The sequence below is a fragment of the Truepera sp. genome, from assembly GCA_032027045.1.
GTDB lineage: Bacteria > Deinococcota > Deinococci > Deinococcales > Trueperaceae > JAAYYF01.
The window spans coordinates 135164-156844 of record JAVSMU010000001.1; the positions used below are offsets into that span (position 1 = coordinate 135164).

The following is a 21681-nucleotide window of genomic DNA, read 5'->3' on the forward strand; positions in this document are numbered from 1 at the left end:
CGGGCATGAAGCTGCGCCCGACGTTCTACCTCGTCAGTTCCCTCAACTGGTTCGCCAACGTGCTGCCCATGGCGGTGATGGTGTTGCTGGCCCAGTCGCGGGGCATGAGCCTCGCACAGATCGGCTACTTCCTCGGACTCTACTCCCTCACCGTGGTGCTGCTCGAGCTGCCTTCGGGCGCCATGGCCGACGCCATCGGCCGCAAGCGCATCTACCTGTTGGCAGGTGGCGCCGGAATCTTGGCCAAGGCTGTGTTCCTGTTCGCCTTCGGATTCCCCATGTTCCTGCTGTACGCCGTGCTGTTCGGGATCTCACGTGCGCTCGCCTCGGGTGCGCTGGAGGCCTGGTTCATCGACGCGTTGCAGGCCGAAGAGCCCGGGGTCGACCTGCAGCCGCCGCTGGCCACCGCCAACGCTTGGAACCTCGCCGCCTTGGCGCTTGGCACCCTGGTGGGCAGCGCGCTGCCGGCACTCTTCGCCTTCCTGCCGCAGGGTGAGACGAACGTGCTCACGCCCCTCTCGATCACTCTTGTGGCCTCACTGGTGGCCAACTTCGGCGTCCTCGTGCTCACCGCCTTGGTGGTGAAGGAGGAGCCGCGCCAGCGCGTTGCCATGGGAGCCGGCTCCGGTCGGCTCATGGACTCGGTGCTCCGTGGCTTCGGCTCGCTTCGCACCATCGTTGCGGGAGCCGCGCGCCTCACCAGTGGCAACCGCGTGTTGCTCCTGCTGTTGGGCGCCGACCTCATCGTCGGCTTGGCGCTGACCGCTTCCGAGAACCTATGGCAGCCGTTCTTCGCGCAGCGCTTGGGTGGCGCCACCCCGGACAACACGGTCTTGTTCGGCGTCATCTTGGCGGGCTGCTTCGGGATGGGCATGCTCGGCAATCTCGTCGCGACCCCCGTTTCCCGACTGCTCGGGAAACGCTACGCCCTGGTGGCCGGGCTGTTCCAGTTGCTGCAGGGCCTGACCTTCCTGTTCCTCGCCGCGCAGGGCGGCGTGGTGGCCGCCACCGGCCTGTTCTGGCTCACCTATGTAACCCGGTCGGCCTGGTCGTCGCCGCACGCCGCGCTTTTCAACCAGCAGGTGCCCGGTTCGCACCGCTCCGCGATGCTCTCGGTGCAGTCGCTGGTCGGCTTCGCCGGGGCGTTCATCGGCAGCGTGGCGCTGGGGCCCCTGGCAGAGGCCACGTCGATCTCGCTGGCCTGGACGTTGAGCGGGGGGCTGGTGGCGTTGGGGGCGCTCCTGTACGTGCCCCTCATCCGGGGAGCCAAGGCGCCCGCGGTCACTTACGTAGGTGGTGACTCCCGCTAGCCATGGCGCTCGAGCCCACCATCCGGCCCCTTGGCTGCTATGGCCCCTCGCCCCTGCTTATGCGCTCGGCCGCCTCCTTCAGCGCCGTCAACGCCACCCGGTGCAGGCCGCTCCCGAACGTCACGCGTGCAACGCCCAACTCGGCCAGCCGGCGCAGGCTAGGCGTGGTAGCGCGCGCCATGATATTCACCGGGCCGGGCACGCCCTTCACGTACGCCGCGATATCGGCGTCGTCACTCAGCATGATGGGGAAGACGCAGTCGGCGCCCGCGTCCAGGTAGAGGCGGGCGCGCGCCATGGAGCGCTCGAGCCGCGAGTGCTCGGGGCCGTCTTGGCGCACGTGCACGTCGACCCGGGCGTTGACCACCAGAGCCGTTCCTGCCTCATGCGCGGCGCGCACCACCGCCCTTATGCGGTCCACCTGTTCTGACGCGCTCATCAGCTTCCCGGTGCGCGGGTCGCTGTCTTCGAGGTTGCAACCCACGGCGCCGGCCTCGACCAACCGCGCGACCAGCTCGGCGGCACTCAGGCCGTAACCGGTCTCGATGTCCGCCGTGACCAGCACCGGGGGCAACCCGGCGCCGCGCTCGGCCGCAGCTCCAGCGACGATGCGCGCCGTGGCCGCGAACATCTCGTCCGCGGGCGTGCCCTCGCCGTCCGAATAGCCCAGGCTGCGTGAGATGGCGCCGCTCGAGGTGGCGATGGCGCCGAAGCCCCCTGCCACGAGCGTTGCGGCGCTGGCGGCGTCCCACGCGTTCGGCAGGATCAGGGGTAATGCGTCGTGGTGAAGCGACCTGAAGCGCTCGGCGTTCCTGACGTGCAGGTCCAGGCGGGTGGTCATGCTGTGAGGTCCAGGACGCGCTCGAGCACCCGGCCAGCCTGATTGCGAAGCTCACGCACTCCGACGCGGTTCCCGCTCCAACGGTTCCTACTCATGGCCGAATTGTGTCACGCGGGAGATACGAGTTACATCCACCCAGGCTCGTTCGCCGCCACAACGGAGCATTCACCCCTCGATGAACGTCGCCAACGCCTCCTTCAACCGCGCCAGGTCCTCCAGCCGCACGTACATCATGTGCCCCGACTCGTAGGTGGACGTAGTGATGTTCTCGCGTAGCCCCTCCTCGAGCCCCAGGTGGCTGAGGGTGTGCTCGGTGGCGAAGTACGGCGTGGCGAGGTCGTAGTAGGCCGAGGCGACGTGCACGCGCAAGTGCCGGTTGACGCTCATGGCGTGACGCAACGTGTCGGCCACGTTCACGTACTTGCCGGTAAAGTCCGAGTAGTCCCAGGAGCTGTAGAGGCTGGTGAGGATCTCGTAGGTGACGTCGGGCGTGAGGCGGAAACCCAGCTCGGTGCGCACGTAAGCGTTCCAGGCCGCCGTGAACGGCTCCTGGATGGCGGGCAGACTGGGGTCGTACTCGAACGCGTCGCCGCCGGCGTCACGGTCTAAGCCCAGGTAGCGACTGTCGAGCCGCCCCACCGTCTGCCGCTCGCTGCGCAGCAGCTCCTTGGTGAAGCGCGGCAGCGCGATGCGCAGGTTGTTGCGCTCCACGAACTCGGGCGTGGTGCCCGTGTAGGCCGCCACTTGCCGAGCGATGTCGGCGCGCTCGGCAGGGGCGAGGCGGTCGCCCTTGAGGAGCGCAAGGCTGTAGCGCTCGAGCGCGAACTCCTCCACCTCGCGCAGCAGCTCGAGCAGGGGCTTGGCCTGCAGCTCGGCGCGGAGGCGCCCGTGGTACCAGGCCGTGGCGGCGTACGAGGGGAGGTAGACGAGCGGCGGCAGGTCGTTGCCCACGTTGAAGTGCAGCGTGGAGAAGTCCAGCACCGATGACAGCAGCATGATGCCCGCGAGGAAGATGCCGTGGCGGTTCTGCAGGTAGCCCGACAGGCCCGCGGAGCGCGTGGTGCCGTAACTCTCGCCGGCCAGGAACTTGGGGCTCAGCCACCGGCCCTCCCGCCCCAGCCACTCCCTGATGAGGTCCCCGACGCTCTCGAGATCCTGTTGGTAACCGTGGAAATCCTTGGCCTTGCCGCCCTCGGCGGGCCGGCTCCAGCCGGTACTCACCGGATCGATGAACACCAGGTCCGTGACGTCTAGGAGCGACCACTCGTTGTCGGCCAGCCGGTAAGGCGCCGGCAGCGGCTCGCCCTCTTCCCCCATCACCACACGGCGCGGACCGAAAGTGCCCAGGTGCAGCCAGACGGATGAGGACCCCGGGCCGCCGTTGTAGGCGAACGTGATGGGCCGCTCGGCGGCGTTCTCCACGTCCTGGCGCGTGTACGCCGTCACGAACAGCCGCGCCACCGTGCGCACGCCCTTGCTCACGCCGTCCTCGACGGCCTCGCGGTTGAGCGACACCAGGCCCGACGTGGCGCGGTAACGCACACTCCCACCACCGATGACGACCTCGTGCTCGGTGGTGACGAGCTCGTCGGGGATGAGCTTAGGCGGCTCGGGCGGAGTTGGTTCGGTTGACATGGTGGGCCTCCGGGGGTGCGTTGCGACAGGGTAACAGGGGTGTGACCCTCGCCCGTTGTGGAGGGGCTTCTCGTCTTGCGCGGCCGCCATGGCAAACCCGAGATTATGGCTCAGGCCGCTCATGAACGACCTTTGCGCCGATTTGCAGTCCGTTCTCCAATCGGTGCATGACGAGCAGACCGGTTACCGGTGGTCGGCGCGAGGGCTTCCCTGGCATTCGACCAGGAGACCGGCTGGATGCAGTTCGGCCTATCCTCCCAGACTCCCGGGCGCTAGAACTTGCGCCCGATTCTGAGGGTGGCGCGTCAGCGCCGTACTCGCGCCCTACAGTCGCCGGTCGAACTCGAACGGCACCGGCTCGCCGATGCTCAGGCGCCCGATTCCAGGGTGGTTGACGGAGACCAAGTAGTTGAACTCCCAGGGCACGATCACGCTCGGCACCCGCAGAACCGTGCTAGCGCCTGACGCCACCCACCTGCTCCCAGCATCCTGCGTGCCAGGCGGAGCTGGGCTCTGGCGCCACCCTTCAGGGAGGCTAGGCAACTCCAGAATCAGCTCTTCCGGAATCTGCACTCGGAAGGCTTGGAATGGTGTGAGATGGTCGGGTGAGCCGGCGTGAACCAGGACCTCGAGTGCCGCGAGGCTGGTGGTCGCCGCTAGGTAAACCACACGCGTTCCGGGATGGTTCCAGCGGTTGCCCGTTTGGTAACTACCTTCGCCATCGAACGCACTGCCCGCTCGCGCCTGGCTGACCAGGCGCCAGGCCGTGATCACGCGGGAGCGCCGTCCAGGATGCGTTCTAGGAGCCGGTTCACTTCGGCGGCCCCCACTGATGTTCTGGAGTAGGCGAGGGGGCTCTCGCCACCTAGCTGCTGATTCGGCCTGGTGAACCAAGCGTGTACACGCTCGACTGAAGTGAAGACCGTCCCGGCCTTGGCTGCCAGGGCCGCGAGCCGCAACAGTCGGTCGCTCTCCTCCGGGGTGAAGACACCTTCCTTCTTCCGGCGAGTGAGGGTGGAGATGCTGATGCTGACCGCGTTCGCCAGTTGCTGGTCGGAGAGCTGTAATGCTGCGGCGACCCGTTGCCAACCGGTGCTTGGTAGGCCCGCCAGGAGCGCGTCGATGGCTTGACGCTGTCCAGGTGCGTCCACGCCCAGCAGCGCGAACGCCTCGCCCTCCGGCTGGAATACCGGCGTTTCCATATGGAGATTGTAACATGCTCATGTGGCGGCACGAGCAAGCAGCGTGAGCAGCCGCTCGCGTACGACGACCTCATCGAACAGGCCGAAGTTTGCAGAGCATTAGACGTACCGCCGGCAGCTTCAGTCCGTTTCTGACCCCTCCAACCACTTCCTCACGATCCTGCGGATCTGATACGTGTGGCCTGCCTCGTGCTCCAGCAGGTGGTAAACCGTCCACGCCATCGTGATGCCGTGGTTCTCTCCCGGCGGCGACCTCAGTTCGTTCCACTGCTCTTCTGACATCGCGCTGACTATGTCAAGGAACCGCCTCCGCGATTCGGCCAGCTTGGCGACGTGATCCTCGAGCGCCACGCCTGGTATGTGCCTCAGCGAACCTTCGTCCGTCCGATCGTCGAACGGGAACAGCGTGCTCCAATCGTCTGGCAAGGCGCCGCCGAGGATATCGACGTAGAGCCAGCCCAACTCCACCCCGGCGATGTGATAAAGCAACGTGCCCACCGAGTTATCGTTCCCGTCGGCTCCGCGCCAATCGATGAACTCCTGACCGAAACCGGCTCGCTCTATCCTGCCGAGTGTCGTGAGGAGGTTGCGGCGCGCTTCCTGCATCGCCCAGAGCCACACGCCCACCTGGGGAATGGCACCGGGGTATGCCCCCATGGTGTGAACGTAACGCTCGTTCATTGGTTCGCTCATAGGTGTTCCTCTCGCGGCGTCGGCTGGAGCGGGCAAAACGCTAATGGTCCATAATGCACCATGCTCAAGCTTGCGACCATCGTCTGGGGTGTAAAGCGGTACGAACAAGCTATTCGATTCTGGATGGCCGCGCTCGACTACGTGCCGAAGCGACCCCCCGATGACGACTGGGCACTCCTGGTGCCGAGGAACGGCAGCGGCGTCCAGATGGCCGTCCAGGTGGTCACGTCAGACGCGGCGTCCCATCAGCGCCACCACCTCGACCTGTACGCCAAAGACCAGGTCGCCGAAGTCGAGAGGCTGATCGGCCTCGGTGCAACGCGCGTCGATTGGCGCTATCCAGAGGATGCCGACTTCGTGGTGCTGGCCGACCCGGACGGCAACCGCTTCTGTGTGATAGCCGCGGGTGACGAAGCCGAGGGTGACTTCTAGGCTTCGAAGTTCGCGTGAGGTCGCTTGAGGTCACGTGAGGTGAAAACTGAGCCGGCCAAGGCAATGCGCACCCTAAGGGTCTGCAATGGCCGCCTCGCTGCCGGGCTTGACGCCACTGACCCACCACGTAGACTTAGTCCATTGCTTAGTCTATAGTGCCACCATGACGAAGACCGTGAACATTCACGAGGCCAAGACCCACTTGTCTAAGTTGCTGGAGAGGGTCGCGCTGGGTGAGGACGTGATCATCGCCAAGGCTGGCGAGCCTGTGGCGAAACTGAGTCCACTACCGCCCATGCGGGCACGCGTTCCCGGCGGCGCCGAGGGGATGACGGTGCCCGACAGCTTCTTCGATGAGCTTCCGATCGACTTCCGCCGGCACTTCGAATGAGGCTATTGCTCGATACGCACGCCTTCTTGTGGTGGTGCGCCAACGATCCTCGGCTGTCGACGAAGGTGACGGCAGCCGTAGGTGATGGCGACAATGAAGTGTATTTCAGCGCCGTCAGCGGCTGGGAGATCGCCATCAAGTCAAGGCTGGGTCGCCTTGATCTACCCGAAGCTCCTACCGAGTTCGTGCCGCGCATGCTTCAGCTCCATGCGTTCGGCGTACTTCCGATCACGTTGAGACATGCGCTTTCCGATTTCCAGCTACCTGCGGTACACCCCGATCCGTTCGACCGCCTTCTCGTTAGTCAAGCCCAGGTGGAGGGACTGACGCTCGTAACGAACGATCGAGCGATGGGTAAGTATGACGTTGCAACGTTCTGGTAGGTGCCCAGCCCGGACTACATGGCCGCGGCGTCACTTGCTGACCTCGATCAGCACGCCACTCATGGGCAGGCCGGTGACAGTCGCCGCCAAGCCCGAATCCGCACCCTGCGCCACCACCTGCTCGAGCGTCAACTGGAAGCTCGCAGTGGGGGGAACAGCCGTACGGCACGCCACCAGGCTCAGGCAAGCCAGCACTAGTAGGACCAGACGTGACTTCCGGCGCCGGACGAAGAGAAGCGGAGGGATCAGTAGGCCGGCAAGGGCCAACCAGCCTGTTGCGGGCGCGGCGCCTCGGGGACCGAGTGCCGAGCCGGCGACGGCCCCGTCAAGATCGACGACAAGCAGGTAGTGAGCGCTGCCGCCGGCCGCAACAGTGGCTCCTTCGCCAAGCGCCAGCGCTGCCGTGGTCGAGCCCGGCGCGAAGGCGCCGCTCGCCAACGGGGTACTCCCAGGATCGAGGTTGCCGTCACCGTCGGCGTCAGAGTGAAGTGCGACTCTGGCGATTCCGTTCGCTACAGCCACGCTATCGACCTCCACGCGCAGCCCGCTGATAGCTACGGCCTCCGTGGTGCCGGAGGTGGCTGTCAGGCCCAAGGCCACCACGTCGGTCGCACCGCGCTGGACCTTGTCCGTGGTGCTGGCGGCGGGGTGAGGCGTGATGGCAAGATCTGGTGGGGTAACCGGGGCGGCTTTCGAAACGGCGGTTGTTGCGGAGGCTTGGTTGTTGGTCTCGTTGGGGTCGGGGGTGTCGCTGCTGACGGTTGCCGTGTTCGTCAGTGGTCCCTCTTGGGCGGGCGCCGTGACGTTGATATCCCAGGTGACGCTCTCGCCGTTGGCCAGAGTGCCGGCGGTGCAGGTCACGACCGCGTTGTTTTGAGTGCAGCCGCTGCTTGCCGATCCGAATGTCACGCCACCTGGCAGGGTGTCATCCATCGTCACGTCAGTGGCGGTGGAGGGGCCGTGGTTGGCAACGACCAGCGTGTAACTGATTGGGCCACCCGTCAGCACTGAGCTGGGCCCGTTCTTCGAGACGGCGAGGTCGGCGGTGGCCAGGATCACGCTGGTGGTAGCGGTAGACTGGTTATTCGCTTCATCAGGGTCGAAGGTGTCGCTCGTGACCGTTGCCCTGTTCGTCAGTTGCCCCACTTGGGCGGGCACCGTGACGTTTATCTCCCAGGTGACGCTCTCGCCGTTGGCCAGCGTGCCGGCGGTGCAGGTCACTATCCCGTTGTCGTCGCTGCAGCCGCTGCTTGCCGATCCGAATGTCACGCCGCCTGGTAGGGCATCTTCCACCATAATGTTGGTGGCGGTGTCGGGCCCGTGGTTTACAACCACCAGCGTGTAACTGATCGGGTCTCCTTGCGTTACCGTGCTTGGCCCGGTCTTCGATATGGCGAGGTCGGCGGTGGGTGGAATCACGCTGGTCGCAGCAGTAGCTAGGTCGTTGCCCTCGTTGGGGTCGAGGGTGTCGCTGCTGACGGCTGCCTTGTTCGTCAGTGATCCCACTTGGGCGGGCGCCGTGACGTTGATATCCCAGGTGACGCTCTCGCCGTTGGCCAGCGTGCCGACGGTGCAGGTCACTATCGCGCTGTTCTCGCTGCAGCCGCTGGAAGCCGACTCGAACACTACGCCGTCGGGCAGGGCGTCGTCCACCCTGACGTTGGTGGCGGTGTCGGGCCCTTGGTTGGCTACGACCAGCGTATAGCTGATCGGGTCTCCCGTCAGCACCGAGCTGGGCCCGTTCTTCGAGAGGGCGAGGTCGGCGGAGTCCGGCGCCATCACGGTGATGGGGAAGTCGTTCATCGGGTTGCCGGTGGCTCGCACCGCGCCTGCCGGATACGCACCATTGTCGTTGACCAGCAAGTCGTAGGCGGTGAAGTCGAGGTCGGTGGCGGTCGTTGTAACCGTAGGGGTCGCTGCTAGTGCAGTGCTAGCCAAGATGCCCGCCAAGACAGCCGCAGTAATCATCAGGTTGCCGCCCGAGAGACGGCCGGCGCGGTCCTGCGCCAGGCGACGCAGGCGGCTTTTCTTGCCGACGTCAGCTACCCGAACGTCAGTAACCGTCATAGTCGAAGCTCCCCGTCGCTGCGTCGAAGCCCGAGCAGCCGGCGGCGGCCCAGCAGCCTTGAGCGTTGTTGGTGTCGCTCCACGTCTGCTCGTCGACGAGGCCGCTGGTGCAGTCCTCGAACGAAGTGCACGCCCCGCCCTGCCCCAGCGCCTGCCCGCCGCCACCGTCCCGGCCGACCCACGACCTGACGGTCTCCTCGCCAAACGCGATGATGAGCACGCCGAGCGCGAACTCGCGCTGTTCCGCCTGGCTTGCAGCCGGCCAGTTGACCCTTACGCGCTTCCAGATCTCCCGCGACTGCGCCATGACGACCTGGTCCACCTGATCGGCGGCCGGGTAGCTCGCGGCTATGGCTTCGAGCATCTGACTCCTCTCGGCGTCGGTGAAGCTGTAGGCGTAGCCTATCTCCCCTAGGACGAACTCGAGGGCCTCGATGAAGGCCAGGGCGTTGTCACGCGTGAGGGTGGCGTAGGCGCCGGTCGCCAGAACCTCGCTGGGCGCGGCGGCGACAGCGCCGGTTGCGCGAGGGGCCGGCGGCCCACCGACCCCGGCCTGCATGTTTGGACTCGCGGCAGAAGTCCTGTCAAGTATGAGCTCGATGGCGGTTTCCAGCAGCGGCGTCCCGGCCGCGTCCATCTCGAAGACGTAGAGGCCAAGTGTGTCGCCTTGGAGGTAGGCCTCGAACATCAGCGTTCCGCTGGCACTACTCGCATAACCGACGCCTACACCGTCCACGACGTAGCCCTCCAAGGCGAGCTCCATGCCCGGCACCCGAATGTTGCCAGTGAGCTTGTCGCCTGCCATGGTCAGCTCGACGGCCACGGCGCCCGTCGTAACGGTCGTGACGAACGTTCCCGTGAAGTCCTGGGCACCGGCCTGTCCCGCCAGTCCGAGTACCACACAACACGCTAACGCCAACTTCGTGGCCGACCTCTGCATGAAACCCTCCTTCATCGCAACTCCCGCCTCACCGAAACCTCGCGTAAGTACTTCAGGGCCGCTTCCCACGAATCGAACTCCTGCACTTTCTGGCTACGCAGGTCGAGCAGCACGATGCGTTGGCGGTCGTGTTCACTCACGACGCGGACGATCACGCTGATCGTCTGACTTGGGCGCGGCATGCTCGGACTATGGCAAGCCTGGCGTTATGCCCCCGTTACGCCCAGGTCGGTCTAGCTGGGCCTCCCTCCGTCATCGGGTCGGCCCGTGCGCCCGGCTCGAGCCACCATGGCGGAGTCGAGGCGCTCGCGCATGTACTGCGGCAACGTCTCGAGGTAGGGCGGTGACAGCGCCTCCCACAGCCGGGCCAAGTGATGCTCGTCACCCAGCAGCACCACTGCTATCGCTACCGCCCCGTGGGCGACCACGTAGTCGGTAGAGAAGAGCAATGCGAGGGCCTCGTCCAGCAGGCCACCGACCTCGGCCGCCCGCCCGAGGGCCGCCTGGCACTCGGCGCTACGAGCGAGCGCGATGAGCCGGAGATGCGGCTGGTCCTGCTGCAGGGTGAGGACGTCATAGTGGCGCAGCGCCTCCTCGAAGCGACCAGCCTGGAAGTGGTTCACGGCCAGGTTCACTCGGAGTATCGGTACGTTGTCGTAATCGCCGAGTTCGAGCGCGCGCTCGGCGTAGGTGACTGCTTCGTCGTGGCGGCCGAGGTCGGCGAGGCAATAGAGAAGGTTGATGGTTGCTTCGACCTGGTGGTAGCGAGATCCCAGAGCCCTCGCCAAGTCGAGAGCCTCGAGGTGGAGTGGGAGTGCCAGGTCGTGCTGACCCCGGTCGTCGTGCAAGGCGGCCAGACTGGTGAGGAACTGGACCAGGCGCAGGCTCGGCCGGCGCGTGCGCAACTCAGCCGCGGCAGGTTCGAGCAGGTGGATCGCTTCGTCGGTCCTCTGCAACTCCTTCGCCACGGCTGCGCGCTGCATCAGGAGGTCGAGGCGCAACTCGGGATCGTCGACCACAGCGGCCAAGCTGATCGCCTCGGCCTGGATCGCCGCGGTGGCGCCTACAGAACCGCGGTTCAGGGTCAGCCATCCGCGTGCCAGCGCGGCCCTGAGCCGGAGTGCGGGCGATTGGTGCGCGGCAGCCTCGACGGCTTCGAGTAACGCGAGGGCGTCGTCCGACCTGCCTGACTCACGTAAGGTATCGACCAGCGCCAGGCGCAACCCGTCGACGGTCTCGCCCGGTGCCAGCCGGGAAATGGCCGCCTCCAGTACCGAGACGGCATCCTCGTGCATGCCCCGCGCCCGCATGGCGTTGGCTTTTTCGAGCCAGGCCGCCGCCGCCTTCTCCCGCTCACCGGCTGCGTGCCAGTGCTCGGCCACCACCCCCACGTCAACGGTGTCGCTGAGCGCTTCGGCCATCAGCGCGTGCAGCAGTTCGCGCTTAGCCGGCTCGACTCTCTGGTCCAACGTTTGGCGCAGCAGGTCGTGCCTGAACCCACCGCCGGCCAGGAACCCGGCATCACCAGCTTCGTCGATGGCGTCCGCCACGGCTGCGGGAGTCAGGCCAGTGATGAGCGCCACCTGGCTCGTACCCAGGCGACTCCGAGCTAGCGCCAGCACCTCCAGAACCGTGATCGTTGGACCAGAAAGCCGGTCGAGCCGGCGTTGGATGACCTCGGTCACCGCCGCCGGCACCTCCAACTCCGAGTAGTCGACCGTGATGTCGTCGACGTCGGTGTGCCAGCCGCTCGCGTCCGCGCGCAGCACCCCGGTCTCGAAGAGCGAGCGGACGGTCTCGAGGACGAACATCGGGTTGCCGCCGGTCCGTTCCCACAGCAGATGCGAGAAGACCGGCGGGCCGGCAGGGCGCTGCATCAGGTCACCGATGAGCGCCTGTACTCCGGCGGCGGAGAGCGGCTCCACGCTCACCTCCACCAGGCCGCCGCCGTTTCGCAGGGCGGCGATGGCCCCCGCGAGGTCGCTTCCCACCTCACCGGTGCGGTAGCTACCGTAAACGCGTGTCCCGTGACCGGCGCAGAAGACGAGCGTCTCGATGGTGGCGGGATCGGCCCACTGGAGGTCATCCACCACGATGATGCCGCCGCCGGCGGCAACGAAGCGGAAGAATGCCTGAACCAGGCGACCTCTGGCGGCGCCCGGCTCGACCGGAGGGGGCACTAGTCCAGGGGCGACCTCGGGCACCAGGCGCGCTAAGTCCTCGAGGTAGGGGCCGAGCCCAGCGGCGAACTCGGTGTGGTTGCGAACCAACTCGGCCAACGGGTGGTAGGGGAGGTGCTCGAGGCCCTCGTGCGCCTCACACTTGAGTGGCCAAGGCAACAACTCGTTGAGCAGTGCGCTCTTGCCGACGCCGGGTTCTCCCTTGACTAGCACCACGTTGGCCGTCGCGCTCAGCAGTGCGTTCCTGGCTTCGTCGCGCCCCACCAGCCTGGTTGGCTGTAGTGGCCACGCTCTAGCGCCGGCCCCGACTCGGGGAACCTCTGCCAGTGCCAGGGGTTCGCCGCGCTTGATCCGCTCCACCAGGGCGGAGGTCGCCTCCAGTGGCGCGAGGCCGAGTTCGACGTCCAGGTAGTCCGCGAAGCGCTCATAGGTGTGAAGGGCAGCGTCGCGGCGCCCGTCGAGGTAAAGCGCCTGCATGTAGGCCGTCACTACCTCCTCGGCCAAGGGGTCGAAGGAGAGCAGCTTGGCCAGGTGCTGCGACGCCGCGCCGTAGCGGCCGCCTGCCGTGGCCGCTCTGGCCGTGCGCAAACACACCTCGTGATAAGCCGCGTGGAGGCTCTCACGTTCGCCCTCTATCCACGCATTTACGCCGCCGGCGTCGGGCACGGCGAAACCGTGGAGGAACCGCCCGCGGTAGACGGCGAGGGCCTCCTCAGCGTTGCCGTTGGCCAGGGCGTAGCGGAACTCACCCACATCGGACGCGACCCGCCATCTGATGGCGTCGGGCGAAACGTCGAGCGGCGGGTCGTCGGGTGCCAGCCGCCTGGCGCGCAGCAGCAACTGGCGCAGGTTTCGTTTGGCGCCACTCTCGTCCGAGTCTGGCCAGAACAGCAGGGCCAGCCGGTCGCGCTCTACCCAGCCGCCCTCGACAGCCAGATGAGCGAGCAGGCAACCGCGGCGGTCTGCCGGTAGGGCTTCGCCCGTGGCGTGATCACCGATGACCGCGCCACCTAACAGCGACAAGCGAGTTGACATCCGAAGTTCATGTTACGGGAAGTACGCCTGAGAACCGCGCCCGAGTACCGCGCCCGAGTACCGCGCCCGAGTACCGCGCCTGAGTACCGCGCCCGAGAACCACGCCTGAGTACCCTGGCTGAGAATCACGCCTGAGTACCGTGCCCGGGAACCGGGCCGCATCACGCCTCCATCACGGCAGCCCACCTAACCTCGCCCAACCCCGAGCACGGGCAAGGCGGAGGGAGGAAGCGTCATGAGAAGAGCTTTCGTCGCAAGGTCGACAGGTACTCCCGGCATCACGGTCGGAACACTCACCGTAACCAGGAGGGCCGTCGAGGACGTGGATCTTTACGCGGGTGAGTTGGGGGGTGCACTGTGACACGCCCGGCCATGCCCCAACAAGATGCGGGAGCTAGCAATAAGGCGGTCATCCTGCGCTTCATCGACGCCCTCAACAACGAAGGCAAGACGGACGAGATCCTGGAACGCCTCACCAGCTCACCTGCCCTGAAGAACAAGGCCGCGTCGTACGAGGCCAGGTACCCGGGCTTCCAGATAAGCCCCGTTGACCTGGTCGCCGAGCGGGACCTGGTGGCTATAAGGTTCTTCACCGATTTCGGGACGACGGCTGTGGCGTCGCGGCCCACCGATGAGGCCGGGCGCGACGAGGCCAGGCCGGAGAGGGTGGAGGCCATCGCCATCTGCCGACTGGCGGGCGGACGAGTCACCGAGTTCTGGTACGAATCAGATGTGCTCGGCCAGGTGATCGCCGTGGGGGAGCAGCACCCAGCCGACGCGCACCGCGCTCGTGCGCACCGCTCCAAGACCGATCGGGCCGGCAACAGCTTCGACGGTCATGACGGTGCGGGCATCAACGAGGACCGCGAGGCGAACCGGTCGCTCATCCTGCGTTACCTCTCTGCTCTTAATAACCAGGAGAAAACCCTCGAGCTCATCGAGCGCTTCGCAAGCGATCCGGTGCTGGCCGGGCGCATCTTCGCCTTCGAATCGGGCTTCCCGGGTTACAGCCTGTTGGCGGACGAGATCATCGCTGAAGGCGACAAGGTCGTCGTGCGCTTCCACACCAAACAGCGCCACACCCGCGAGTACATGGGGATACCGGCAACCGGCAAGGAGTTCTCGATCTCGGGGATCATCATCTGCCGCATCGAGAAGGGCCTGATCGCCGAGAGTTGGCTCCAGGCCGACACGTGGGCTTTGACTCAGGAGCTCGAGGAGAGCCAATCCAGGGAGAAGAAGTCCAAGCCTCAATGCCCCGAGTGGCGATCGTTCCTTGCCGATCTTTGAGGCGTTGACGCTTGCGCTTGATCAAGCGGAGTGCAGCAGCAACCGGACGGCCTCCTCCAGGCTCGGGAGAACTTCGTGCCCCGGCTCCTCGCTCGGCCGCGAGGCTACGGTTGGGCGCGTCACCGACTCATCGCCCGCCAGTAAGTCACGTGCCCGCTTGCGTTGCGCTGGGCTTGCCGCCGGGTGGTCCTCGACCATTCGCAACAGGCCTTGCGCGCGTGGCGCGAAAACTGGGAGTTGCGCCAACTCGACCAGCACCGCCAGCGTCATCGGTACTTCCCCCAGTTGATCTGCGATGCGCAACGCCGCTAACAGATGAGCGTGGCGCGCGCCGGCCTCCGGCTCCACTTGTCCCAGGATCAACGACGCCTCGGCCTGCAGCGCCCGCTGCCCCAGCTCTTCGGCGACCGCCTTGGCCTCCCGAGCCGCCGTGGCGGCGGCTTCGCGGTCGCCAAGCTTCAGTTTGGCCGTGGCCAGCTGCGTCTTCAGGTACGGGACGCGCAGCCGGAACAGAACGCCTTCGGCCAGCTCGAGTCCGTGCTCGAAGTGGGCTGCCGCTGCCGCGGCGTCACCAGCCTCGAGGCTCAACCGCCCAAGATAGTCGAGGTCGTTGACGATGCCGGGGGTGTTACCGAGTGCCTCGTTGGTGGCCAGTGCAAGGTCGAACAGGGCTCTTGCCTCGTCCAAGCGCCCCGACCTCAGCTCCAGTAACCCAAGTTGTCCCGCCGCCAGCGCCGAAGCCCACTGGTCGTTGATCGACTGGGCAAGCGTCAGGGCCGCCTCCAACAGTCGCCTCGCTCCCGCCGCGTCACCGCGCCGTGAGGCCACCGAGCCTTGGGTCATAAGGGCGCGCAGCTCGACGGCATGCGCGTTGATTCCAGAGACCAGTTCCAGACAGGCTTGCGCCTCGAGCACCGCTTCATCGAAGAGCCCAAGCCCGGCCATGAACCAGGCCCGGTTGGCCTTCAACGTGGCAAGTAGTTGGACGCCATGTTCGAAGTTGCCTTCCCGACCGGCGAAGCGCTCGATGCTGGCGGCGAAGAGCCGTTCTCCCTCGGTGAACCTGCCTTGGATGCCGTGGAATAGCACCAGTGGGTCGCAGCCGTTCAAGCACTCGGCTACCCAACCGCACTCGATCGCCTCGAGCCAAGCGGCCTTCAGGTTCTCGTAGTCCGGGGCGAACTGAGCAAGCATCTGAGGTTGCTGCGGCCCATGCAGACGGCTGCTCCAACTGCCCAGCATCTTTACGTAGTAGCGCGCGTGCGCGCTCCGCAGGCTGCGAGCCTCGTCGGGGGTTTTGTCCAACTGCTCGTGCATGAAGCGCTGTATCAGCGGGTGTCGATCGTAGCGGTGGTCGGCCGTCAGGCGTAGGAGCGACTTGTCGACGAGAGCCGTCAGCAGCGGCAACGAAATTCCGGTGACTCCGCGCGCACCTGCCCTGTCGAAGCTGCCGTGGAACACCGCCAGGTGGCTGAAAGCGCGCTGCTCGGCCTCGCTCAGGAGTTCCCAGGAGTGCTCGAAGGCAACGCGCAGCGTGCGGTGGCGCTGCTCCGTATCCACCGCGGCGCTCGGCAACGAGTCGAGGCTCGTCTCGAGGGCCGCGAGCACCTCCTGCAAGCTCATCATCCGAAGCCAACCGGCGGCTAGTTCTATACCCAACGGCAACCCTTCGAGGAACCGGCAGACTCTCACCGCAGCCGGATACGACGCCGGCGTGATGGTGAAGCCGGGTTCGACCTGGCGAGCCCGCTCGTGAAGCAGCCTGAGCGCGTCGTAGGCAAGCGGGTCCTCCAACGCTTCCGGCTGTCCGTTGGCGGCCGTCGGTGCGGGTGGGGTCGGTAGCCCCGCCACGGGCAACAGCCACTCCGCTTGCAGCCTGAGCCGCTCGCGCGAGGTGATCATCACCTTGAGCCTGGGGCAGTTGCTGAGTAGCTCATGGACGAGGGGCGCCGCAGCCGTGAGGTGCTCGAAGTTGTCCAGCACGAGTAGAAGTTCGCGCTCTTTCAGGTAGTCGATCAGCTGGTCCAGTGGCGGGCGTTGCCTGCGCAACTCCACGCCTAGTGCCGCTGCCAGCCGGAACGGGAAGGCGTCTGGCGAGTCGAGGGGGGCCAGGGCAACGGCCACGTGGCCATCTTTGAAGCTCGACGACAGCGACTCGGCGGCACGTAGTGCCAGTCTGGTCTTGCCCACGCCGCCCGGACCCACCAAGGTGAGCAGCCGACACTGCTCGGAGGTGATCCGTTGGATGGTTTCCGCCAGTTCCGCCTGGCGGCCTACGAACGAAGTGAGCGGGGCAGACAACGTCCGCCCCCTGTCGTTCTCACCAACACCGACCGGCGGTTCTGGTTCCTCCAATCCCAACTGGACACGCTCATGGCTCACGAGGCGTTCGGTGGCTGCAGAAGGCGCGAACCCGAGTTCGGCCTGCAGGCGCGTGGCGAAGACCTGCAGTCTCCTGCGCGCATCGTCGACCGCTCCCGACTTCACCAGCAGCCGCAGCAACAGTTGCAGCACGTCCTCGTCGAGCGGATCCTGCGTCAGCAAGCGCTCGTAGAGGCCCGCGGCCTCGTTTGGCCGACCCGCCGATTCCGCCTTGACTGCCTGCTGCAGCGCTGCGTGCCGCTGTGACTCGCGCAACTGTGAGCGCTCGAACTCGAGCCAGTTCGCGAACTCGCTGGCCTCGTCGAGCACCAGCCCCTCGGCGAGGTCACCGCCGTAGTGGTCCAGCGCCGAGCGCCAGTCCTCTCGAGAGAGTGCGTACCTGAACGCCTTGACGTCACTCTCCACCGTCCAGCGCAGGCGCTTGTCGTCGGCGTCGACCGGAATGTCGAACGGCAGGGCCTTGGTCCTCGCCAGGAGTTGGCGCAAGTTGACGCGCGCCTGAGAGCTGTGCGTGTCCGGCCAGAAGAGGAACGACAGCCGTTCGCGGCTGACCCAGCCCTCGGCGCAAGCGAGATGGGTGAGCAGTCCAAGGCGCTTGTCGAGCGGAACGTCGCGCCACTGGGCGCCGTCCCGTATGCTCGGCGGCCCGAGCAGGCGGACCACTATTGCCATGCTCAGAGTGTAGACGAGGCACGTCTTGCAAAGCGGGCGCCGTCCGGAGCTTGCCACCACCGCTACGGGCGGGGCACCGCACGGCGCATCACGCCGGCGTCACGCCCCTCTAACTAACTTGACTCACCGCGGCCCCACGGACCCAAACTCGAGCCGCGTAGGAGGACGACATGGCACGGTTACGGATGACGCTACTCACACTGGCAGCACTCGCCATCAGCGGTCCGGGACTCGCGCAACAAACCGACGCCGAGGCGGCCGCCGCTACGTCCGCCGAGACGCGCAGGGTCTTCGAGGCCTACGCCAAGGACCACGACACCAAGTACTACGCGGAGAACGCCACGTTCATCGACATGACCCATCCAGACCAGGTCATCGAGGGCCGCGACGCGATCAAGGCGTTCATCGGCGCGTTCTAGGCGGCGCCTTCGGAGACGGACGCTACGAACTGCAGAGCATGATCGTCGAGGGGAAATACGCGATGCAGGAGTCGATCTTCTACGGCACCCACACCGGACCGCTGGGTAACATCCCGGCCACCGGCAGGACCGTCGAGTTCCCGTTCATGACCGCCTACTTGATCGAGAACGGCGAGATCGTGTGGGGGCACCTGTACTACGACTCCACTACCCTGTTGAGGCAGCTTGGGGTCATCGAGTAGGGGTCTGCCGGCGGGCTCGACGCTCGTAGGGGCCCGGGGGGCGCGGAGTGTTGGGCAGGGTGATCGGCAGGACGGCGGTGGTGTTCGGCTTTGCAGGGGCGTGGACCGAGGACGACTGGCGGGTCCACGCCCCCAACGCCGCCGCTGACGTTACGAGTAGGCAGGGTCTACTCGAACAGTTCCTCGATGGCGCGCTTATGCCGACTGTGCTTGTCCGCGTCTATGTCACGAAGCCTACGCAGGTTCTGTAACTTCCACTGGACAGCCGGTAGCGCTATGGCCTCCGGGAACCCGATGGCACTAAAGTCGGGGTCTGTGTCGTGAAGGGAGAGCAGGAAGCTCTTGACGCTGTCGTCCAGCAGTTCGCGCATGTTGGCGAAGAGCCGTTCTCGTGTAGCAATCAGTTCATCGAGGTCTAGTGGTTCGACGGTCATGCCCTCGAACTCGTTGCGGTAGGCAGCTTCAATCTCGACCCTGTTGGGGTTCAATAGCTCGTGTGGCGGCCTGCTGGAGGAGGCCAAGTAGACCAAGAAGGAGTCAAGTCCCGAATTGTCTGTAAATCCCTCCAGGGCCAGTCATCGCTAGGCTGCCAAGCTCACCTCCTCACCAGTGGTCGACGATGCGGCGGAGTTAACCTCGAGCAGTTCCATGTCCAGGTACTTCCGGCCCGATAGCCACTCCTCGCTTTGCTCCACGCACATGGCGGTGATGAGGCGCAGGCAAGCCTCGCGGTTCGGGAAGATGCGAACCACCCTCGTTCTTCGCTTCAGTTCCTGGTTGAAACGCTCCAGGCCGTTCGTCGAGCGGATGCGCCGCCGATGAGGCTCAGGGAACGAGAAGCACGCCAGCGTCGCCTCGATGCCGACCTCGATCCATTCCGCCACCGCCGGATGCGAGGCACTCCAGCGCTCCACCACCTCCTTGGCGAGAGAAAACGCCCACTCCTGGTCGGACGCCGCGAAGATCGCCTTCAGGTCAGCCGTGAGCGCCGCCTGATGCTTCCGAGCTACCTTGCCACGCGCGTTCCTCAGGAAGTGCACCTGGCAACGCTGCCAACTGGCGCCCTGGAAGTGCCGCTGGATGGCGGCCACCAGGCCCTTGTGATCATCGCTCGTCACGAGCTGCACACCGCTCAGGCCGCGCTCCTTCAGACGCCGGAAGAGGCCGTCGTAGGTCGCCTCCGACTCCGAGTCGGCCACGTCCACGGCCAGCAGCTCCCGTTGCCCGTCACTCCGCACGCCTTTGACCACCAGCACGCCCTGGCTCACCACCCGCCCATCCACCCGCACGTGCTCGTAGCGCGCATCAACCACCAGGTACGGATAGGAGCAGGCGTCCAAGCGCCGCTCGCGCCACGCCGCCAAGTCAGCGTCGAGCTGGCCCGCCAAGCGGCTCACGGTGCTCTTGCTGAAGCTGGTGCCGCACAACACCTCGGTGACGTCCTTCACCTTCCGCGTCGACACGCCCTCCAGGTACATCTCCATCAGCGACAGCACCAACGCCTTCTCGCTGCGCTGGTACCGGTCGAACAGCTCCGTCTTGAAGGTGCCCTCCCGGTCCATCGGCACCAGCAGTGAAAGCGTGCCCACGCGCGTCTTGAGCTGCCGAGGACGGTAACCGTTACGGTAACCGCGCCGCCCCTCGGTCCGCTCATGCGGGTCAGCGTTCAGGTGCAGGGTGATCTCCTCCTCCAACAACCGCTGCAGCGTCGATTGCACGATGTCACGCAAGAAATCGGGTTGATCCACCAGCGCCTCACGCAAACGCGTCGTCAAAACACTATCCTTCAGTTGAGTCATCGTTCACTCCGTTCCAGGGGTAGTTCGCACTTCCCATTCTGGAGGAGCGATGGCTCCTTTCTCTCACGACAAATTCGCAGAGCCACCTAATTTACAGAGCTTACGGGGCGCGGTCCAAGAAGGTGCGAAACAGGGTATCGGTGACGCCCTCGTTGTCGTACAGAAGTTGGACGTCGTATAGGTCCCTTGGATGCTGACGATCAAGTGCCGCAACTAACTTTCCGGCGTATAGGTCTTCGAAAGCCACCACGTTCATCTCGGCGAACCCGAACGCACGCTCTACTTCTGGCGTCGTCCTCCGCACGACTGGCGGGTGGACCGTGCCGCGGAAGACCGGCGATGTGTCGACTTTGATGGCAACCCTGCCGGCCCGGATCTCCAGGCGGAGGTCGTCTCCTCCAGACAACGAAGGCCTAACTACGGCGCCAGGAATCCGTGCCTCGATGCTTAGAGCAAGCCGCTCAAGCGCCGAGCCGATGCTGGCGAGCGTCACCTCTCGCGGCTGGATAGGCAGGTATACGAGATCGATGTCCACCGACAACCGCGGCATGTTTCTGGGAACAGGTTTATCCCGGTGCCGCATTTGAGGGCGAACGTCTTCTCCTCGGCAATCACAGGTAGGGCGCGAACGAGCAAGCGTGCTTGGTTGGTAAAGGACTCAGCCGGCATGTCCTTGGCCTTCTCCCTTGGAACGCGGCAGGAGATCCGCGGGCACCGTTATGCGGTATTGCGGGTGCAGCTTGCCTCCGGGGTAGAAGGCACGGTCGCCGGAACCAAGATCGACGGCCGACAAGTCGAGGTACTTCCGCCAGGCGTGTTCGTGCCTGTCCGCGAACACCAGGAAGAGACGCTTTACCTGTACGCTCGTGCAAGTCGTGAGCAGCTCCGTGGTCACGTGAGGACGCAGATTCACCAGGCTCCCGAACAACTCGTCGAGCAACTGGAAACTCTCGGTCTGCGGAAGCTCGTCGATGGCTTCGAGGATCGCCCGCTCAGGGCTCGAAGCCACCAAGGGCCACTCCCATGGCAAGGGCGCATCGTCATTGCGGCTTCCGGTGCTCATCTCCGTGTTTTCGAGACCGAAGTTAGGATCGGTGAACAGCCTCCTCTTCCGCAACCTGAGTTCGGTTTGGAGCGGTAGTCGTTTGAGCCACGATGGGGGCTTGTTCGAGTAGAGATAAGCCGCCGGCCTGCCGAGCGGCAGGTAGTGGACATACCCGCCAGATGCCAGTGAAGTGGTGCCGCCCACGTGGATCTCGTAGCCCATGATCCTCTGGGCTGAGAGTAGTGGGAGCACCCAATCGCGCGCAGGAGGCTGCGCGGACGGAGGCGTGGGACGACGGTAGAGGCCTGTCACGACTCTCTCCAACCAGCCGCCTTCCGCGTACTTGTGGGCGAGTTGTCGCGAGACTCCGTGCTGGTTGAGCCACGGCATATCGACATAGAAGCCGGGGGGGACTCTGCCTAGGACCAGCTTTAATGTGCTCCCATTACGACTACTCACGGTAGACAGAATAACACAAGCACAAAGTGTCCAATTCCATGCCTTTACGGAACTGGTAAAAGGTCAACTCTTGGTGGACTCTGGGCGCCCCGTGCACAGTCGGCTGTGAGCTGGTGCCCGTGTGCCTCCAAAGACCCTCGCGCCGAACAACTGCACCGCCCTGGACTCATCGGGCGACTCTACTCGTATGACCCCCCGCACCGCGAAACACAGCAGGCGCGCGGCCAGATCAGAACCATGAGCGTGTGGGCGGCACCGCTGCAC

20 protein-coding genes are annotated in these 21681 nt (G+C 65.5%); 6 read left to right on the forward strand and 14 right to left on the reverse strand.

The annotated features are described in order from the left end of the window. Positions 1-5 precede the first annotated feature (5 nt). Positions 6-1310, forward strand: a complete 1305-nt coding sequence (locus ROY82_00555) for an MFS transporter (protein ID MDT3680953.1) — start codon at positions 6-8, stop codon at positions 1308-1310. A 37-nt stretch (positions 1311-1347) separates the two neighbouring features. On the opposite strand, the gene ROY82_00560 is transcribed toward ROY82_00555, so the two are convergent. The 5 genes from ROY82_00560 to ROY82_00580 all read right to left on the reverse strand — a co-directional run bounded on the left by ROY82_00560 (position 1348) and on the right by ROY82_00580 (position 5669). Further along, complete coding sequence (locus ROY82_00560) at positions 1348-2151, reverse strand: isocitrate lyase/phosphoenolpyruvate mutase family protein (GenBank protein ID MDT3680954.1); 804 nt, start codon at positions 2149-2151, stop codon at positions 1348-1350. A gap of 165 nt (positions 2152-2316) precedes the next feature. Next, on the reverse strand, positions 2317-3786 hold the full coding sequence (locus ROY82_00565; GenBank protein MDT3680955.1) for a peptidase S10: 1470 nt from the start codon (positions 3784-3786) through the stop codon (positions 2317-2319). A 324-nt stretch (positions 3787-4110) separates the two neighbouring features. Further along, positions 4111-4560, reverse strand: a complete 450-nt coding sequence (locus ROY82_00570; protein ID MDT3680956.1) for an RES family NAD+ phosphorylase — start codon at positions 4558-4560, stop codon at positions 4111-4113. Further along, entirely contained in the window at positions 4557-4988 is a 432-nt protein-coding gene (locus tag ROY82_00575) for an antitoxin Xre-like helix-turn-helix domain-containing protein (GenBank protein ID MDT3680957.1), read from the reverse strand. The genes ROY82_00570 and ROY82_00575 overlap by 4 nt, the downstream gene beginning before the upstream one ends. Before the next feature lie 120 nt (positions 4989-5108). After that, positions 5109-5669, reverse strand: coding sequence for a DinB family protein (locus tag ROY82_00580; GenBank protein MDT3680958.1), 561 nt, complete (start codon positions 5667-5669; stop codon positions 5109-5111). A gap of 72 nt (positions 5670-5741) precedes the next feature. Here ROY82_00580 and ROY82_00585 point away from each other — a divergent pair, with 72 nt between their 5' ends. From ROY82_00585 to ROY82_00595, 3 genes are all read left to right on the forward strand, one after another. Continuing rightward, positions 5742-6113 carry a VOC family protein gene (locus tag ROY82_00585; GenBank protein MDT3680959.1) on the forward strand — a complete coding sequence of 124 codons (372 nt, stop codon included), beginning with the start codon at positions 5742-5744 and terminating at the stop codon, positions 6111-6113. A 163-nt stretch (positions 6114-6276) separates the two neighbouring features. Further along, positions 6277-6504 carry a type II toxin-antitoxin system Phd/YefM family antitoxin gene (locus ROY82_00590; GenBank protein ID MDT3680960.1) on the forward strand — a complete coding sequence of 76 codons (228 nt, stop codon included), beginning with the start codon at positions 6277-6279 and terminating at the stop codon, positions 6502-6504. Beyond that, complete coding sequence (locus ROY82_00595) at positions 6501-6887, forward strand: type II toxin-antitoxin system VapC family toxin (protein MDT3680961.1); 387 nt, start codon at positions 6501-6503, stop codon at positions 6885-6887. Before ROY82_00590 ends, ROY82_00595 begins: the two co-directional genes overlap by 4 nt. 30 nt (positions 6888-6917) lie before the next feature. Here ROY82_00595 and ROY82_00600 read toward each other — a convergent pair whose 3' ends face one another. Genes ROY82_00600 through ROY82_00615 form a run of 4 tightly spaced genes read right to left on the reverse strand, consistent with a single transcriptional unit; the run spans position 6918 to position 13109 of the window. Continuing rightward, positions 6918-8954, reverse strand: coding sequence for a DUF11 domain-containing protein (locus ROY82_00600; protein ID MDT3680962.1), 2037 nt, complete (start codon positions 8952-8954; stop codon positions 6918-6920). After that, entirely contained in the window at positions 8941-9894 is a 954-nt protein-coding gene (locus tag ROY82_00605) for a hypothetical protein (protein ID MDT3680963.1), read from the reverse strand. The genes ROY82_00600 and ROY82_00605 overlap by 14 nt, the downstream gene beginning before the upstream one ends. An 11-nt stretch (positions 9895-9905) precedes the next feature. After that, positions 9906-10076 carry a hypothetical protein gene (locus tag ROY82_00610; protein ID MDT3680964.1) on the reverse strand — a complete coding sequence of 57 codons (171 nt, stop codon included), beginning with the start codon at positions 10074-10076 and terminating at the stop codon, positions 9906-9908. A gap of 51 nt (positions 10077-10127) precedes the next feature. Next, positions 10128-13109 (reverse strand): BTAD domain-containing putative transcriptional regulator, encoded by a 2982-nt coding sequence (locus ROY82_00615; GenBank protein MDT3680965.1) that lies wholly within the window; start codon positions 13107-13109, stop codon positions 10128-10130. A 372-nt stretch (positions 13110-13481) separates the two neighbouring features. On the opposite strand from ROY82_00615, the gene ROY82_00620 reads away from it, so the two are divergent. Next, on the forward strand, positions 13482-14399 hold the full coding sequence (locus ROY82_00620; protein ID MDT3680966.1) for an ester cyclase: 918 nt from the start codon (positions 13482-13484) through the stop codon (positions 14397-14399). A gap of 21 nt (positions 14400-14420) precedes the next feature. Here the strand turns inward: ROY82_00620 and ROY82_00625 are convergent, their stop codons facing one another. After that, positions 14421-17453 (reverse strand): BTAD domain-containing putative transcriptional regulator, encoded by a 3033-nt coding sequence (locus tag ROY82_00625; protein MDT3680967.1) that lies wholly within the window; start codon positions 17451-17453, stop codon positions 14421-14423. 118 nt (positions 17454-17571) lie between these two features. Here ROY82_00625 and ROY82_00630 point away from each other — a divergent pair, with 118 nt between their 5' ends. Next, positions 17572-18114 (forward strand): ester cyclase, encoded by a 543-nt coding sequence (locus tag ROY82_00630; protein MDT3680968.1) that lies wholly within the window; start codon positions 17572-17574, stop codon positions 18112-18114. A 167-nt stretch (positions 18115-18281) separates the two neighbouring features. On the opposite strand, the gene ROY82_00635 is transcribed toward ROY82_00630, so the two are convergent. The 4 genes from ROY82_00635 to ROY82_00650 form a co-directional block, all read right to left on the reverse strand. Next, positions 18282-18548, reverse strand: a complete 267-nt coding sequence (locus tag ROY82_00635) for a hypothetical protein (protein ID MDT3680969.1) — start codon at positions 18546-18548, stop codon at positions 18282-18284. A gap of 147 nt (positions 18549-18695) precedes the next feature. Further along, a complete protein-coding gene (locus ROY82_00640; GenBank protein ID MDT3680970.1) occupies positions 18696-19913 on the reverse strand; it encodes an IS256 family transposase in 1218 nt (405 codons plus the stop codon). 100 nt (positions 19914-20013) lie between these two features. Continuing rightward, a complete protein-coding gene (locus ROY82_00645; GenBank protein ID MDT3680971.1) occupies positions 20014-20454 on the reverse strand; it encodes a nucleotidyl transferase AbiEii/AbiGii toxin family protein in 441 nt (146 codons plus the stop codon). A 117-nt stretch (positions 20455-20571) separates the two neighbouring features. Next, positions 20572-21417, reverse strand: a complete 846-nt coding sequence (locus tag ROY82_00650) for a type IV toxin-antitoxin system AbiEi family antitoxin domain-containing protein (GenBank protein MDT3680972.1) — start codon at positions 21415-21417, stop codon at positions 20572-20574. Positions 21418-21681 lie beyond the last annotated feature (264 nt).